Origin of the sequence: Streptomyces sp. 3214.6, from assembly GCF_900129855.1 — a bacterium.
Classification (GTDB): domain Bacteria; phylum Actinomycetota; class Actinomycetes; order Streptomycetales; family Streptomycetaceae; genus Streptomyces; species Streptomyces soliscabiei.
The window spans coordinates 3,831,819-3,848,113 of sequence record NZ_LT670819.1 but is presented as its reverse complement, the minus strand read 5'-3'; the positions used below and the strand labels follow the sequence as shown (position 1 = coordinate 3,848,113).

The window sequence follows — 16,295 nt, the reverse complement described above, 5'->3', positions numbered from 1 at the left end:
CTCCTGGGGCCTGAAGCAGTCGTTCCCATGGAACCTGACGGGCGAGTACACCGCGCTGTGGCTGGAGTCCATCGGCCGGGTCGGGTACGCGGTCGACGGTTCCACCTCCGCCCTCAAGCCGGTCTCCTTCGGTCACAACGAGAGCGCGCTGCCCAACCGCGTCAAGACGAGCGCGTCCGACCCGGACGAGGTGTTCGCCCGGCTGCGCATCCAGGAGGTCGTCTCCGAGTACGGCGGCCGCACCCACGTCGACTACAAGGCCCTACGACGCGTTCGGCCGGGTGGACAAGGCGACCGACGCCCGGGGCCAGACCGTTTCGTACGCCTACGAGCGCCTGAACCGCGTCGAGCAGGTCAAGGTCACTCCGAAGGGCTCGACCACCGCCACCGTCGCCCAGACGTACGCCTACGACGCCGCGCCCGGCGGCAAGGGCCAGCTCTCCTCGGCCACCCGCTACACCGACGGCAAGCCCTACACCACCTCCATCGGCGGCTACACGGCCGACTACCAGCCCACGGCGATGACCACGGCCCTGCCCCCGGGCTCCACCCCGGGCCTGACGGCGGACGGCTTCGCGACCCAGTACAAGTACTCGTACGCCTACGACGACGGTCAGCTCCAGAAGTACACCGCCCCGGCGGCCGGCGGCCTCGACGCCGAGGACGTGATCACCCGCTACAACGAGGCCGGTCTGCCGACCTCGGTCTCCGGCCAGGACTGGTACGCCTCCGACGTGTCGTACTCGCCGTACGGGCAGGTGCTGCGCTCGACCGCGGGCGAGGTGGGCCGTCGGCTGTGGCAGGAGAACACCTTCAACGAGTCCACCGGCGAGCTCCAGACCACCAGGCTCGTCCGGGAGACCCCGTACCCCGACACAACCGTCGTTCCCGGCAGCGAGGTCAGCAAGCGCTCCTACACCTACGACCCCTCGGGCAACGTCCTGTCCGTCGCGGACCGCATGGGCACGGCGACCGACCAGCAGTGCTTCAAGTACGACACGCTCGGTCAGCTGAAGGAGGCCTGGACGACCCCGGGCGGCGGCGCCTGCACCGCCACCGGCAAGACCACCGCCGAGCCGGTCTACACCGACGGCACGGTCAACGTCTCCTCCAACAACTCCGGTTACTGGCAGTCGTACGACTACGACGTCCTGGGCAACCGCACCAAGAAGACGGCGTACAAGGCCGACCCGACCTTCACGTCCGGGGTGCGCGACACCAAGGGCGACGTGGTCAGCGACTACGCATACGGCACCAGCGACACGGCGAAGAACGACCAGCCGCACACGCTGACCTCGTACACCACGACCTCCACGACGCCGGCGGGCGCGCAGGTCAAGACGCGCTCGACGCAGACCTACGACGCCGCGGGTGCGGTGGAGACCCGCTCCACGGGCGGTGACACCGCGCAGGCGCTGACCTGGACCTGGGACGGCCAGGTCGAATCCGTGACCGGCTTCGGCGCGGACGGCTCCGGACCCTGGGTGGGCGCGGGCGACTTGTGCCTGGACCTCTCCAATGGCAGCACCGCCCCGGGCACAGCCGTTCAGATCTACGCGTGCAATGGCAGCAAAACGGAGAACTTCCGCGTCCAGGCGGTCGACGCCGACAACAACGCCACGGTCGAGGACGCGACGATCGGCCAGCTCGTCGCCGGCGGGAGCTGCGCCCAGCCGAACGGCACCGCGGCAGGCTCGGCTGTTCTCGTCCAGGTCTGCGACAACGCCGTGGCGGCGCAGCGCTGGCAGACGCTCAGCACCGGCCAGGTCAAGCACGTGGCGACGGGCCTGTGCATGTCGGTGCCCTCCGGCACGATCGGCACCGATCTGACCTTGGCGGCCTGCAACTCGACCGCTGCGACCCAGCTGTGGAAGCCCGCGTCGAAGACGACCTACGTCTACGACGCGATGGGTAACCGCCTGCTGGAGCGGAGCAGCGCCGGCGCAGTCCTGAACCTGCCCGACACCAAGGTCTCCCTGACCACCACGGGCAAGGTCCGCTACACCGAGCGCACCTATGCGGGCATCGGCGGTCCGGCGGTGACTCGTTACCGCGAGGCCACCAACAACGCGGCGGGCGTGAGCGAGTACAAGTTCGCTCAGTCGACCGACCTCAACGGCACCCCGTTGGCGGAGGTTCGTCTCGACGGCGGCATGATCGTGCGCACTGCCAAGAAGGACCCGTGGGGCGAGGACCGCGCCGCGAACCTGGCACCGCGCTCGCACACCACCTTCCACACCGGCGACGACGACGCGCAGTCGGGCCTGGTGCACCTGGGGGCGAGAGAGTACGGCCCGTCAACGGGCCGTTTCCTCTCGGCGGACCCGGTCCTGGACGACAGCGACCCGCTCCAGGCCAACGGCTACTCGTACGCGAACAACAACCCGGTGACGCATGCGGACCCGTCGGGTCTGACGTCGTCGGCGTCGAGCTTCGACGCGTCGATCGCGGCGCTGGACGCGCAGATCGCCTCGTACCAGAAGACCCTGAACCGCTCGCTCACCGATGTGATCCTCTCGACCGGCTGGGCGGTGTTCAAGGGGTTCGTCGGCCTCGACGACGTGGAGGGCTGCTTCTCGCAGGGCGACCTGTGGGCGTGCGGCAGCCTGCTGATGGACGCGATCCCGTGGACGAAGATGGCCACCGAGGGCAAGCGGATGTGGGGGGCCTTCAAGAGCACGAAGCGCGCGGTGCATGCGTGGCGTGCGGCGAGGACCGTCGCGGAGGCTGGCCTGAAGGCGGCGAAAGCCGCGAAGGCGGCGCTGATCAAGGCGAAGAAGGCCGCGGAGGCGGCCGCGGCGGAGGCGAAACGCAAGGCGAGAGAAGCCGCCAAACGCGCCGCGGAGGCGGTGAAGAAGAAGGCCCATACGGGTTCGCAGGGCGCGCGGGGCAATCCGGCTCAGGTCAAGGCGGGCAGGAGCGCCCAGCACAAGGGCTCCTCAGGCGGCGGCAAGGCGGAGAACAAGTCCGGCGGCTCACGCAGCAAGTCGGGCAAGGAGGACTCGGGCGGCTCCGGTGGCGGTGAGGGGGCGAGCTGCCCGACGCCGAACAGCTTCACGCCGGACACCAAGGTCCTGATGGCCGACGGCTCGACCAAGGCGATCAAGGACGTCAAGGCTGGCGACAAGGTCCTGGCGACCGACCCGGAGACGGGCGAGACCACGGCCCAGACGGTCACCGCCGAGATCCTCGGCAAGGGCGTCAAGCACCTGGTCAAGGTCACCATCGACACGGACGGCAAGAAGGGCACGAAGACCGCCGAGATCACCGCGACCGACAAACACCCCTTCTGGGTCCCGGAACTCGGCGACTGGATCGACGCAACCGACCTCAAGTCGGGCGAGTGGCTGCGCACGAGCGCCGGCACGCTGGTCCAGATCACGGCGGTCAAGCGCTGGACGGCCCTGGACGCGACGGTCCACAACCTGACCGTCAGCATGGTGCACACGTACTACGTGGTGGCGGGCGGGACATCACTGCTCGTTCACAACTGCGGTTCGGGTGGTGCCGATATCGACCACCTCAGCGACATGGTGGACGACATCACGGACGCGGCCGGAGGCGGCGCAGGCTATCGCACGATGGGTGCCCTCCACGCCGATGTGCCAGGCAGCGCCGAAGGCCGGGCATCGTCGCGGTGGGTGCCCGGGCGGACCTGACCCCGAGTCAGTGGCAGCGGCTCCCCGGCCTCGGGGCCGGCACTCTGGCCATCCGGGTTCCACAGCCAGCGAAGACGGTGCTGAAGGAAGAGCTCTGGCATGCGGAAACGAAGATGTTCTACGAGGCCGCCGGCATTCTGCAAATCAAGCCGAGACTTCTGGTTGTGAGCCGACCGATTTGCCCCGCCTGTCAGAACTTCCTCCAGCGGGTGGGGGCCCGGATCACATCGAACACGACGGCCGAATGGCCCTGAGGATAGGATTCGGATTGCGCTCGGAGCGTCTTGCTTCAGACGCGGTCCATATATACCGGAGGTAAGTTTCTCCCATGCCGTCCTTGAGTGGTGAGAAAGCAGTTCTGTTCGGCTGTTCGTCTGTTGATCGAATGGGCGGAGCCGTCTTCGTCGTCGCTTCTGACGAGGAACGGCTCCAGCAGCTCTACTACCGGGTCGACGCGGGTGTCAGTGCCATCTGGCGTACGTTCCGCGGATACGAGTTGAGGGAGCGGTTGCTGGCGGATGCGGCATCGGCGAACGAGAGGCTCTCGAGTGACTTTCCGCCGGAGTGGTTGCCGCGTGAATTCGTGGCCGACTACTCGCAACTGGTCAGGAATCTTTTTCGATCGCTGCCCGTGGCGGAAAGCGCAGTGACCGAAACGGATTTCTCCGCGGTCGCTCTGCGCGCAGCGGGGTGTCTGGCTGAGAACGTTTCTGCGGCCCGGGAGGCCCTGGAGTTCGAGCGGACTTGCCAGGAAGAGGCGATGAGCATCCTCTCCGGCGAAGGCCCTGTCGAGGAGGCTGTCGTGAGAGAGATCCGCAAGCGGTCCGGTGTGTGGGCGCTGGAGTACCAACGGCTTGTGCGTCCCCAATGACGGCGGTACTACCGGGAACGGCAAGGTCCTCATGCGCCGGCCCGTAGGGGGCCAAGTCGCGCGGCTCTGTCCTTTCGCGCCGAGGGGGGCGGTCCGAGCCGAGAGCGAGTGCTTTGCTAGTGCCCGCGGGTGGCATCTCGAATATCTGTGCCCTCGGCTGCGGCCCGGTTCGGGTGGCTCGACGTCGTACGGGGCATCGCGGCCCTGACCGTGGCCCTGCACCACCTGAGCGGTGAGCTGTTCGTGGGCTTCGGCGCGGACGTACGTGAGCGGTTCGACCCGGGGATATTCGGGGTGGTGGCGTTCTTCCTGGTCAGCGGTTATATCGTGCCCGCCTCGCTGGAGCGCCGGGGAGATGTGCGGGCGTTCTGGACCGGCCGGCTGTTCCGCCTCTATCCGCTGTGTGTGGTGGTCTTCGTCGCCGCGGCCGTTTTGGTGCCGCAGCGTTTCTCCGCGGTGGCCGCCTCGGTCCATGAACACCCGCTGCTCGCGGGCGTGGCCAACGCCACCATGCTGCAGGATCTGCTGGGTCTGCGCAGCGGTCTGCCGGTGATGTGGACGCTGACCTACGAGATGGTCTTCTACTACCTGGTCACGTTGCTGTTCATGGCAGGCGCCCATCGTCGCAGCGGGCCGGTGACGGTCGTGTTCGCCGCGGCGGCGCTGCTGCTGGGGCCGTGGGCGGCGACGTGGAGCTTGCGCCCCGAGTTCACCGTCCGGCAACTGGTCGCGGGAACCGCGCTGGTCGTGTTGGTGGGGCTGCTGTTCCTGCTGACCGGGCGCCGGTCGGCGCAACTGGCGGGGGCGACGCTGCTGACAGGGCTCGGACTGGTGCTCATGATCGCAAACGGGCGGTCGACTCCCTGGGAGAGCATGCTGATCCTGGCCACGATGTTCAGCGGGACCGTGATCTACCGCGCCGAGCGGGGACAGATCCGTCGGGGAGCGGCATGGGCGTACTGCGGCTTCGTGCTCGTGGCGGGGACGGCGGCCGGGTTGCTCTACAACGACAAGCCGGCCCAGATCCGTACCTGGACCGCCTCCCCGATCGCCTGGGTCAGCGCGTTCCTTGCGGGCTGGTTGCTGTTCGCCGTGGCCCTCCTGCTGCGCCATCGCCGTATGCCTGCGGCGCTGACCTGGCTGGGCCTGGTCAGCTTCTCTGTCTATCTGCTGCACCGTCCGCTGATCGCCGCGATGTCCTGGCTCATCGAGGCCGTGGGGCACCCCCACGGCGTGGCGCAACAACTGTTCTGGGTTGTTGCCTTCCTCTCCGCGCTGCTCATGCTGAGCGCAGTCACGTACCACCTGGTGGAGTTGCCGGGGCAGCGGCTCGGCCGACGGCTGTTGGACCGCCGTAGTGGTCCGCCCGCGGAAGGCGGACCAGTCGCGTCCGGGCCCTACCGGGTATCTGCCCAAAGGGGGAGGCATCGTCTCGCCCCGGATCGGTCCGAGTCGCCGGTGTCGGGCAGCCAGGTGCCCAAGTAGCCCTCGACTACCTCGCCGGCTCACCTGCGCAGAGCGAGGAAGACGGAAACTGCGACTGTCGGTCGGTTTTGCGGACCCGGTGCGCGTCACCGTTCCGGCTGGTTCGCCACGCTCCTGAGGAACGTGTGCGTCTCGGCGGCAAGGGTGCGCATGTCCTCGCCTGCCGCGTGCACCGTGGTGGTTTCGAAGTGCCAGCCCTCGGACGGCGCCTGGTCGTGGATGCCCCAGGTCAGATGGACGTGCCCGCCGGAACGGTGCTCAGCGGAGAGGGTCAGGTAGTAGGAGAGGGAGTGCCAGGTGCGCGCCCCTGCCCAGCCTCGGAAGTCGTCGACAAGCGAGTCGAGGAAGACGTCGAGACGGTCGCCGTCCCAGGTGCGCACCGAGGTCTCGATGCTCCCCCACGGTCCGCAGGCCCTGACAAGGAAGTCCAGCGTCGGCTCATCCTCGAACGGTCGTGCCGGCTCGGAGAACAGCAAGCCTCCCGCCCGGACGACCAGGCACCCGTCGTTCCCGAGGCTCATAGCTGGAGCTGGCCCACTTCCAGGGAGTCGCTGCGTATGCCTGCGAGGAGGTGGGCGACTGTGGTGGGGGTGGTGGTGAGGACCGTGGTGGGGGTGTCGCTCTCGCGGAGGTGGAGGGTGGTGGGGGTGGAGGCGAGTTCGAGGCAGTTGTTGCCGTCGCCGCCGCCGGAGAAGGACGACTTCTGCCAAGTGTCGGGAGCGGTCATGCTGCGCCTCACAGTTCCTTCGCGATTCGGTGGATGAGGTCACGCGAGCGTTCGGAATCGAGTGACGCGGCCTCCACTTTACGGAAGAGCGTTCGAAACGCGCCGAGTTGGGCTTCGGAGTCGACGAACCCCGTGCCGTGAGGTGCGTCGCGTACGACTGTGTCCAGTTTGGGCACGGCGCCGCCCGCGTACATCATCGTGCTCCACGCCCCGGCGAAGCCGTCGAGATCGAAGGGGACGACCCGTACGGTGACGTGGTCCGCGTCGGAGATTTCCAGGACGCGGGTGAGCTGGGCGCGTGCGGCGGCCCGGTCGCCGACCCTGATGCGCAGTGCGGCCTCGTGGATCACCGCCTCGTAGGGGATGGCCGCAGGGCCTTCGATGACAGCTCGCCGTCGCATCCGGTGCTCGACCCGCAGTTCGGTGTCCGTGTGCGGGAGTTCAGGCACTCGGTACGAGAAGACGGCGTGGGCGTAGGCCTCCGTCTGGAGCAGGCCGGGGATGTTCAGGGACTCCACGTCGCGCCGGTGCGTCGCATGGTGCTCCAGCTCGGCGATGTCGAGGAACGACGCCGGCAGCCGACCTCGGTACTGCTCCCACCAGCCCCGCGTACGGTCGGTCGCCATCGCGACCAAGGCGTCCACCAACTCCTGGTCGGCGCACGAGTAATGGGCGGCCAGACTGCGCAGCCGCTTCTCACTCACACCTGTGTGGCCGTATTCGATCTGGTTGATCTGGGTGGAACTGACCCCGAGCAGGGCTGCTGCTTCGCGCCCGGTGAGGCCGGCGGCTTCGCGAAGCCGCCGTAGCTCGACCGCCAGCCGCACCTGACGTGCCGTTGGTTCCTGCCTCAACCCCATCGTCTGCTCCTCCCAACGCCCGCGAGGACGGGACTCGTTCGGGGGCAAGATTACGCGATCGGCTTGCTAGACCTGGAAATCTAGGTCTACCGTCAGTGACGCACCGCACACGCTGCGGAAGGCACCGCTCCGTCCTGCCGGGACGGCTGAGACATGCCACCGCGTGCCAAATCCCACCACCCCCCACTTGGAGCTGCCCCATGCCCGAAACCACCCCCGACCCCTGGGAGTACTCCCTCTACATCCCCCAAGACCCCCGCGCCGTCACCGTCTGTCGCCGCACCCTCCGTCTGATCCTCACCCTCCACGGACTCGTCCACCTCGCCGACACAGCAGAGCTGCTCGCCTCGGAGTTGATGTCCAACGTCGTCCTGCACACCAAGGGCCCGGGGTGCCTGCGCATCCGTTTCCGGGACGGTGTCCTGCAGATCGGGGCGTGGGACGCCGACCCCGAACCCCCCGAGCCGCCAAGCCGGTTGGAGGAACTCGGCGACGACGCCGAGAGCGGGCGGGGCATGGCTCTCGTCCGGGACTGTTCCGACCTCTGGCACTGGCAGCCGCTGTCCCGCATGGGGCATCGAGGCAAGTTGGTGTGGTGCGAGTTGAAGGCGGCGTAGCTGCCGCGAACCTCGCGCAAGCTCGTCGATTGGCGGATTCGGGCCGTCGCTGGCTCGCTCGACCCGGGCCCCTGGCCGCGAGATGGCCCCTATCCACCAATTGCCCGCCACGCACCGGCCCGCTTCGCCGCGCCGGCATCGGGGCAAGCTGGTGTGGTGTTGGTGTGGCGCGAGTTGCAGGCGGCGTAAGTCGTCTTCGGCGGGCCGCCCTTGGGTGAGGTTCGTCTCGACGGCGGCGTGATCGCGTGGACGGCTGGAAAGGGACCCGCGGGGTGAGGGTCGGGCTGCGAACCTGGCACCCCGTGTGCACACCGCGTTCCAAACCGGCGACGACGAAGCGCAGTCGGGGCTGTCGCATCTGGGGGCGATTGAGTACGACCCGTCCACGGGCCGGTTGATGGACGCCATCCCGATTGCGCAGGCCTTCAGCGGGATCCAGCGGACGTGCGGGAGGCTTCGAGAGCACGGAGAGCGAGGAGCGCGCGGTGCCCGTGGTGCGGGCGTGGCGCGCTGCGAAGAGAAGGGCTCCAGGACCGCCGAGGTCACCGCGATCGAAAGCTCCCCTTCTGGGGCCCGGAGTTGGGCGACTGGATCGACGCGACCGACCTCGAATCGGGCGAGCGGCTGCGCGCCGGCGCCGGCGCGCTGGTCCGGATCGCGCCCGTTAAGCTCGACCTCCCGCCGTGAACATCGTGTGTAGGCGTGTAAAGGCCATGTAATTACGCTCTTCCGCCCCCGTGCTTCTGATTGTCGCGGAGTGTTACTGCCGGCATGGGTCGCGGGTTTGGTGACGGGTTCTGGCATATGTCATAAGCGCTCTCGCATGGCGTGATCTTTACTCTTCCGACATAAGTCGTTAACAGCTGAATCTCCATCGATGTGTGGATCCCGTGTATAACTTCCTACTGTCTGACTTATAGCGACAGGCGCCAAGTGGGGGGTGTCGTCACTTGGCGCGGCACTGAACAGGGGGTTTGGGGGGTTTTGCCGACGGCGTCTCTTGCGCCGTCGCGCTGCCGGCCGCATGCCACAGGGGAGTGGTGTCAGCGCCGGACGCACTTTCGGTGACTCCACGGTGAGCTGTGCTCAGGCAGCTACGGGGGTCGACCCATCGTATTCCGCGCGGTTTGGCGTCCACTTTCCCAGCCGTCGGAATACTGCATTCCGCTTCCGTATTCGGCGTGCCCGCCTGCACCCGAATCCGAACAGGAGACTGATTCAAATGGCCAGAATCTTCATCGTCGGTTCCGGTGTCGTCGGAACAGCCACTGGCAAGGGGTTCGTCAACGCCGGACACCAGGTGACCTTCATCGACGTGGCGCAGCAGCGCCTGGATCACCTGCGTTCCGAGGGGCTGGACGCGCGTGCCGACCTCGACCTCAGCGCCGAGCCGGACGCGTTCATCTTCCTCACGCTTCCCACGCCCAACGTCGGCCACCAGTACGACCTGTCCGCGTTCGAGGCGGGCACCGCCTCCGTGGGTAAGGCGCTGGCCGACGCCACGGGCACGCCCGTCGTCGTGGTCCGTTCCACGGTCCCGCCGGGTACGGCCGAGGGCCTCGTGCAGCCGCTGCTGGAGAAGCACTCCGGCAAAAACGTCGGCGAGGGCTTCTCGCTCGCCAGCAACCCGGAGTTCCTCCGCGCGGCCACAGCGGTCGAGGACTTCCGCCACCCGTGGATGACCGTCATCGCCTCGCGCAGCGTACGCACCCGGGAGCGACTGGGCGAGCTGCTGGCGCCCTTCGGCGGTGAGACACGCGTCTTCTCGAACCCCGCCGAGGCGGAGTTCGTCAAGTGCGCCCACAACATCTACAACGCCACGAAGATCAGCTTCTGGAACGAGATGTGGTTGGTGGGTCAGCACCTCGGTCTCGACCTCGACCCGATCGCGCAGACCGTCGCCCGCTCGGCGGAGGCCTCCTACAACCCGCACTACGGCATCCGGGGCGGCGCCCCGTACGGCGGTGTCTGCCTGCCGAAGGACACCCAGGGCTTCCTCGGCCTCGCCGCGTCGATCGGCGTCGACATGCCGCTGCTGCAGGCGGTCGTCGCCGTGAACGACAAGCTCGCCGAGGTGGCCGAGTTGGAGGCCGAGGCCCTGACCGCCTAGCCAGTCAGGCGGTCGGCATGGGAAGAAACGATCCTGCCCGAGTCGAACCCAGGGTCGAACCCGAGTCGAACCCGGGGTCGAACGCGGGGCGAACCCGGGGTCGAACGCGGGGCGAACCCGGGTGGGTCCCGGGTGGATCCCCGGATGATTTCCCGAACCTTCCCCGGGCCGAAACGATTCTCCCCGTCTGATGCCGGGCGGTTCCCCGGGCCGGAACGATCCTGCGCGGGTTGGCCCTGGGCGTTCCCCGGGCCCTTGCCGGGGAACGCCCAGGGCCGGATTCCGGCCGCCGGGTATTTCACTCCGCTGCCGCGCCGCGCCGAACGGCCGGCGTGGCAGCGGAGGCTGTCAAACACCTGTGGACTCAACGAGAACAGGCTCATGAGCGGACTATTCGACACCACCTTGCTGGACTTCCGGTACTACCTCGTCTACCTGCCGCTGGGCATACTCGGGCTGGTCCGCTGGGGCTGCTGGCTCGTGCGGCGCGCGCCTGCGGCCCTCTACCGGTCCGTGACGAACGATCACTCCCTTCCGCTCAGCATCGTCGTGCCGGTGTACCAGGAAGACCCGGAGATCTTCGCCCACGCGATCGAGTCGTGGCTGGCGAACGGGGTGGACGAGGTCGTCCTGGTCATCGACGTCACCGACCAGGCCTGTCAGGAGATCGCGGCGCGCTATCCGGTGACCGTCGTCGTCACCGACGTGCCCGGCAAGCGCGACGCTCTGCGCAAGGGGTGGGAGGTGTGCTCCACCGACCTGGTGGCGCTGGTCGACTCGGACACCATCTGGGCGGACGACGTCGCCCAGGAGGTCTGCAAGCCCTTCGCCGACCCGAGGATCGGCGGGGTGGGGACCCGTCAGAACGTGTACAACCCCAAGGGCTTCCTGCAGCGGGTCAACGACATGTTCCTGGACTACCGGTACTTCGACGAGAACGCCGCGCAGACCGTCATGGGCCGCGCTGTCTCGTGCCTGTCCGGGCGCACCGCCGTGTACCGTCGCGAGCTGCTGCTGGAGATATCCGACGACTTCATGGCGGAGACGTTCTGGGGCGTCCCCTGTATGTCGGGCGACGACAAGCGGCTGACCACTCTGATACTGGAGCGCGGTCACCTCACCTACATGCAGCGCTCCGCCCGTGTCTGGTCGACCTTCCCCGGCACGCTGCGGATCTTCCTCAAGCAGCGGCTGCGCTGGGCCCGCAACACCTGGCGCTCCGATGTGAGGGCGCTGTCGAGCCGCTGGGTCTGGCGGCACCCCTTTCTCGCCTTCACCATGATGGACAAGGGGGTCAGCAGTTTCACCCTGCTGTTCTCGCCGTTCTTCATGACCTGGGCGATCATCCGGCAGGACTGGTTCTTCGTCGCCTGCCTGGCCGGCTGGTGGTGGGTGAGCCGGTCGATGAAGATCCTTCCCCATCTGGTGCGCAAGCCCTCGTCGTTCTTCCTGGTGCCCGGCTTCGTCCTGGTCTCGTTCATGATGGCGATCGTCAAGCTCTGCGCGCTCGCCACCATCCGCAAGCAGCGCTGGCTGACGAGGCAGGTGTCGGTGGAGAACGGCGTCGTCGTCAGGACCGCGCAGCCCGCCGAAGCGGAGGTCGCGGCATGAGGCACCTCACCCGCGTCGTACGCGCCGCCCTCGCCGCGACCGCCCTGCTGGCCGCCGTCGCGCCCGCCGCCCACGCCGCCGGGGGCGACCCGGACATCGCCGCCTGGCAGCGCAGCGGACGCCCGGACCGGCTGATGGTGGTCAGGCCCGGCACTGTCGCACTGGTCAGTCACGGCTCCGTGGTGCGACGGCTGTTCCCACCGTACGGACCGCTCCCGCTCAGCTGGCTGGCCGCCAACGCCGGCCGCGGGTGGGTCGGTTACCTGCCGGCGAAGACGGGCGCGTCCAAAACCGTGCGGATCGACTCGGCCGTGCTGCTTGCCCCCGGCACCACCCTGCTGATGGGCAGCCGCACACCCAACGTGCTGATGACCGCCGGGAAGACCGCCGCTTCCGGCACCTGGATCAGAGGCAGCCGGGCCACCCTGGACATCCACGATGTCACCCTCGCGTCTGCGGCCGCGGACGGGACCGACCCGGCCCCCGCGGAAATGGCCGGACGCCCGTACCTCGCCATGGGTGCGGGGGGCCACATGACGATCAAGGGCGCGAAAGTGATCGGCTTCGGCCGGGGAGCAGGCGCCCCGGCCCAGGAGGCCGGAGTCTCCTGGGGCCGGGCCGCCACCGGCTCGGCCACCGGCTCGACGTTCCAGGGAGGCCGCACCGGCCTGCGACTGAGCGGATCGACCGGGGTGGCTCTCGACAAGGTCACCGTCAAGGAGTCCGTCCAGGACGGCGTCGTGCTGAAGGGCGACCGCGGCACGACCGTACGGGGGCTGACCGTCGAGGGCAGCGGCGCCAACGGTGTGACCGTCGGCGGCACCGACCTGCGCAGTCTGTCCGGCGTCACCACCAGCGACAACCACGGTGCCGGAATCAAGGCCACCCCCCAGCGTGGCCTGACCCTCACGGCAACGGCCTCGCACCGCGACGCCGGCGGCGGTGTGCGGCTGGTCTCCTGCGTCTCCTGCACCCTCGACAGGGCCGTGGTGGACGGTGCGCCCTCCGCGATCGGTGTCTCCGGCCCGGGTGCTCAGGTGACCGTGCACGATGCCCGGCTCACCGGCGACGGGGACGGCGCCGGGGTGACGTTCGCCGCGGACATCGCCGGTGCTGCCGTCACCGGCGGCACGATCAGGGGCTTCGACCGGGGCATCGCGATCGGCGGTCCCGGCGTCCGGGTGGACGGGACCACCGTCGCCGTCGCCGGCACCGGCATCAAGGTCTACGGGCGGGCCCACAACGTCGCGTTGAGCTCCGTGACGGTCCGCGGCGGCCGGGTGGGAGTCACCGCCTCGGCCACCACCAAGGACGTCGTCCTGTCCGACGTTCGGATCAGCGGCACCTCACGCAAGGGCCTGGCCTCCGCGTCCGAGGGCCTGGTGGTCACCGGCGGGTCGGTCTCAGGCGCCGTCACGGCCGTCGAGCTCGGCGCCTCCGCCCGGCTGGAGAAGCTGACCGTCAGTAGTGCCCAACGGGGACTGCATCTGGCCGCCGACGTGCACGCACGCGGTCAGGGCCTGGACATCCTCGCCGAGCGCAAGGGCATCCAGGCGGACGCGGGTGCGTGGATCAGCATTGAGGACTCGCGGGTGAGAGCTCCCACAGCCCTCTCCGGGAAGGGCACGATCAAGCGGCTCGGGCACACGGAGGTGACCCTGCCGCCGTTCCCCTGGCTCGGGTTCGCGGCGCTGGTCGCGCTCACCCTCACGGTTGTGTTCCAGACCATCCACCAGGTCCGCCACCGCGGGACACCGCGACCCCGGGTGGCGGCCCACGTGAGGAACACCGCATGACCTGAGGGACGGGCCGACCCGGGGGCCGAGAGGCATCGGTCCCCGGGTGACGCCATCGGCTCCGCACCGCCGAAGGGTCCGGCGTGGCAGCCGACGTACCCCCCGGAGGGACCGACGTATACGCCCCCCGGAAGCCCGTCGGACGCCTCCCGGGGCCCGACGTAGGCCCCCGGCCGGGCGACGGTCCACCCCCGGCGGACAACCGCACCACCCAATCGGATACGGCGCACATCACAGGACGGCCGGAGAACTCTCCGGAACGAGCGCCGCCCGTCCTCACCGCAAACAGCGCCCCCGCAGTTCAGTGCCGAACGGCGGGGGACGTGTCAGGAGCCTCGCATGAACGACCAGCCACTCAGACCAGGCCCGGTCGCCCCGGCCGCCCCGGTCGCCCCGACGGCCCTGTCGGGCTCGGCCGTCCCGGTCGCCCCGACCGCCCTGGTCGGCTCGACCGCCCTAGCCGTCCCGGTCGTCCCGTCCGTCCAGGCCGGCCCGGCCGGACGGGCTCGGGTCGGCCTCCCGACGGTCCCTTTCACCCGGTCGGCCAGGAGGGATGCCCGTGAGGGCCGCTCCCCCCGGCGCCTTGCCGTTTCCCTCGGCGTCCTCGGACTGCTGACCGGCCCGGTCGTGCTGTTCGGAGCGCCGGCCCAGGCCGCCTCGTGCTCCGGCCAGGTCCGGTACGCCAGCAGTACCAACACCATCTACCTGACCTCGGGCACCGCAAGCCTGTCGGCCATCGACGCCCTCTGCCCGTCCGCGCCACTGGTGGAGACGGGCCCCGGCACCAACACCTGGGAACTGAGCGCGGACCTGGTCGTCCAGAACGGCGCCACTCTCGAACTGCACGGCACATCGGTCGGCGGCGACGTCGACACCCTGCGGCTGCGCAGCCTGTCCGACAACGTCGCCACCCATGTCAGCTCCATCACCGCGCAGTACGGCGGCATCGACATCGACTCCGTGCACATCACGTCCTGGGACGATGCCACCGGCGCCCCCGACACCGACCCCTACCTGCCGGCGAACGCCGTCTCCGGCTCACGGGCGCGCGCCTTCATCCGGGCGCTGTCGTACCTGGACACCGACGGCACACCGCGCGAGTCGCGGATGGACATCAAGGACAGCGACATCGGCTACCTCGGCTCGCACGCCGCCGAGAGCTACGGCGTGTCCTACAAGGGCCGCGGCTGCGACTCCACCCACCTCGACGTGTGCGCGGCGCTGAACGTCTACGGCTCGCAGACCAGCAGCCGGTTCCACGACAACTTCATGGGCACGTACACGTTCGACGCGTACGGCATGGCCTTCACCGGCAACGAGTACGACCACAACGTCATGTACGGGCTCGACCCGCACGACGACTCCGACTACCTGACGATCACGCACAACCATTCGCACGACAACGGCGACCACGGGATCATCTGCTCGCAGCGCTGTGACCACCTGGAGATCGCGTACAACGAGGTCGACCACAACGGCATTCCGCCGTACGTCCCGACCGGTGACGACGACCCGTCGGACAACCAGGTCCACGGCATCATGATCCACCGCGGGGTCACCGACAGCGTCATCGAGAACAACTACGTCCACGACCAGCCCAACGGCTCCGGCATCGCGGTCTTCGACAGCAGTGGCGACACCATCCGCAACAACACCGTCACCGGCGCGGAGTACGGGCTGCGCTACAGCGTCGGCTCGAGGAACATCACCACGACCGGCAACACGGTGACGAACAGCAGCCAGTACGCGGTCTTCACCTACCAGGGCTCGGACATCCCGGCCTACACCAACAGCACCGGCCGGCCGACCAACCTCGTCTTCACCGGCAACACCTTCGACACGACCTCCAGCAACGTGGTGAAGCTGAACCAGACCGACGGGACGGTCTTCACCGGCAACACGTTCAGCGGTGTGTTCTCCTCCGGTGTACTCACCCAGTGGAGCACGGGGACCGTGTTCTCCGGCAACACCGTCCCCACGTCGCTGACGTACTCGGTGAAGGGCGACTCGACCACACCGGGCAGCATCACGTTCAAGGACGTCAAGCAGTCCACGAAGGCGTCGGTGGACTCGGTCAGCTCGGCGACGTTCACCGGCTCCGCCGGCACCGTCTACAAGGCGAGCGGCTACCCGGCCGTCACCACCGCCCTCGGCTCCTCGGGGGCCGGCAGCACGGCGACGCTGACCGCGGCGACCGTCGGCACCTCCCAGGTGACCGTCACCCCGCAGTCGGTCGCGGTGGTCCCCGCGAGCGGCACCGCGAAGGGCCGCGTGCCCTCCGCAGCCGGAGCCTACGAGGTCCTGGTCGCGCCCGGCACCGCCGGAACCGACCTCGCCTTCGCCGCCACCGGGCTGACCGCGGGCGCGAGCTACGCGCTGACCGCGGGCGGCACCACGCTCGCCACCGGCACGGCCTCCGCCGACGGCACCCTCACCCTGCACACGGCGCCGAGCACGACGCAGGAGGTGGACTACCGGGTCGTCAGCGCGGGTTAGCGGACCGTACGAGGACCTGACCCACAGGTCGTCAGAGATCAGCAGAGACCAATAGACACCAAT

The 16,295-nt window shown here is 68.8% G+C and carries 11 protein-coding genes; 8 read left to right on the top strand and 3 right to left on the bottom strand.

The window, feature by feature from the left end; translation table 11 throughout:
- Nucleotides 1-281 precede the first annotated feature (281 nt).
- From B5557_RS17095 to B5557_RS17080, 3 genes are all read left to right on the top strand, one after another.
- Nucleotides 282-3,659: a polymorphic toxin-type HINT domain-containing protein gene (locus B5557_RS17095; protein ID WP_079660300.1), complete on the top strand. Its 3,378-nt coding sequence runs from the start codon at nucleotides 282-284 to the stop codon at nucleotides 3,657-3,659.
- Nucleotides 3,660-3,987: 328 nt separating this feature from the next.
- Nucleotides 3,988-4,530 (top strand): hypothetical protein, encoded by a 543-nt coding sequence (locus tag B5557_RS17085; protein WP_143688187.1) that lies wholly within the window; start codon nucleotides 3,988-3,990, stop codon nucleotides 4,528-4,530.
- 147 nt (nucleotides 4,531-4,677) lie between these two features.
- On the top strand, nucleotides 4,678-6,015 hold the full coding sequence (locus tag B5557_RS17080; protein ID WP_159424392.1) for an acyltransferase family protein: 1,338 nt from the start codon (nucleotides 4,678-4,680) through the stop codon (nucleotides 6,013-6,015).
- An 86-nt stretch (nucleotides 6,016-6,101) separates the two neighbouring features.
- Here B5557_RS17080 and B5557_RS17075 read toward each other — a convergent pair whose 3' ends face one another.
- The 3 genes from B5557_RS17075 to B5557_RS17065 are packed head-to-tail and all read right to left on the bottom strand — an operon-like array spanning nucleotide 6,102 to nucleotide 7,602.
- Nucleotides 6,102-6,536, bottom strand: coding sequence for a DUF6228 family protein (locus B5557_RS17075; RefSeq protein ID WP_079660294.1), 435 nt, complete (start codon nucleotides 6,534-6,536; stop codon nucleotides 6,102-6,104).
- Nucleotides 6,533-6,742, bottom strand: a complete 210-nt coding sequence (locus tag B5557_RS17070) for a DUF397 domain-containing protein (protein ID WP_079660292.1) — start codon at nucleotides 6,740-6,742, stop codon at nucleotides 6,533-6,535. The genes B5557_RS17075 and B5557_RS17070 overlap by 4 nt, the downstream gene beginning before the upstream one ends.
- Nucleotides 6,743-6,750: 8 nt before the next feature.
- A complete protein-coding gene (locus B5557_RS17065; RefSeq protein WP_079660291.1) occupies nucleotides 6,751-7,602 on the bottom strand; it encodes a helix-turn-helix domain-containing protein in 852 nt (283 codons plus the stop codon).
- Between the two features lie 200 nt (nucleotides 7,603-7,802).
- Between B5557_RS17065 and B5557_RS17060 the strand changes: the two genes are divergently transcribed.
- From B5557_RS17060 to B5557_RS17040, 5 genes are all read left to right on the top strand, one after another.
- Nucleotides 7,803-8,219, top strand: coding sequence for an ATP-binding protein (locus tag B5557_RS17060; protein ID WP_079660289.1), 417 nt, complete (start codon nucleotides 7,803-7,805; stop codon nucleotides 8,217-8,219).
- Nucleotides 8,220-9,441: 1,222 nt separating this feature from the next.
- Complete coding sequence (locus B5557_RS17055) at nucleotides 9,442-10,329, top strand: 2-dehydropantoate 2-reductase N-terminal domain-containing protein (RefSeq protein WP_079660288.1); 888 nt, start codon at nucleotides 9,442-9,444, stop codon at nucleotides 10,327-10,329.
- Nucleotides 10,330-10,710: 381 nt separating this feature from the next.
- Nucleotides 10,711-11,940 carry a glycosyltransferase gene (locus B5557_RS17050; RefSeq protein WP_159424391.1) on the top strand — a complete coding sequence of 410 codons (1,230 nt, stop codon included), beginning with the start codon at nucleotides 10,711-10,713 and terminating at the stop codon, nucleotides 11,938-11,940.
- Nucleotides 11,937-13,736: a right-handed parallel beta-helix repeat-containing protein gene (locus B5557_RS17045; RefSeq protein ID WP_079660285.1), complete on the top strand. Its 1,800-nt coding sequence runs from the start codon at nucleotides 11,937-11,939 to the stop codon at nucleotides 13,734-13,736. Before B5557_RS17050 ends, B5557_RS17045 begins: the two co-directional genes overlap by 4 nt.
- Nucleotides 13,737-14,075: 339 nt before the next feature.
- Complete coding sequence (locus B5557_RS17040; RefSeq protein WP_079660284.1) at nucleotides 14,076-16,232, top strand: right-handed parallel beta-helix repeat-containing protein; 2,157 nt, start codon at nucleotides 14,076-14,078, stop codon at nucleotides 16,230-16,232.
- Nucleotides 16,233-16,295 lie beyond the last annotated feature (63 nt).

Coding starts and splice junctions, on each gene's coding strand:
- B5557_RS17045 (WP_079660285.1), top strand. CDS start 11,937: ATGAGGCACCTCACCCGCGTCGTACGCGCCGCCCTCGCCGCGACCGCC.
- B5557_RS17065 (WP_079660291.1), bottom strand. CDS start 7,602: ATGGGGTTGAGGCAGGAACCAACGGCACGTCAGGTGCGGCTGGCGGTC.
- B5557_RS17060 (WP_079660289.1), top strand. CDS start 7,803: ATGCCCGAAACCACCCCCGACCCCTGGGAGTACTCCCTCTACATCCCC.
- B5557_RS17050 (WP_159424391.1), top strand. CDS start 10,711: ATGAGCGGACTATTCGACACCACCTTGCTGGACTTCCGGTACTACCTC.
- B5557_RS17085 (WP_143688187.1), top strand. CDS start 3,988: ATGCCGTCCTTGAGTGGTGAGAAAGCAGTTCTGTTCGGCTGTTCGTCT.
- B5557_RS17075 (WP_079660294.1), bottom strand. CDS start 6,536: ATGAGCCTCGGGAACGACGGGTGCCTGGTCGTCCGGGCGGGAGGCTTG.
- B5557_RS17055 (WP_079660288.1), top strand. CDS start 9,442: ATGGCCAGAATCTTCATCGTCGGTTCCGGTGTCGTCGGAACAGCCACT.
- B5557_RS17040 (WP_079660284.1), top strand. CDS start 14,076: ATGAACGACCAGCCACTCAGACCAGGCCCGGTCGCCCCGGCCGCCCCG.
- B5557_RS17070 (WP_079660292.1), bottom strand. CDS start 6,742: ATGACCGCTCCCGACACTTGGCAGAAGTCGTCCTTCTCCGGCGGCGGC.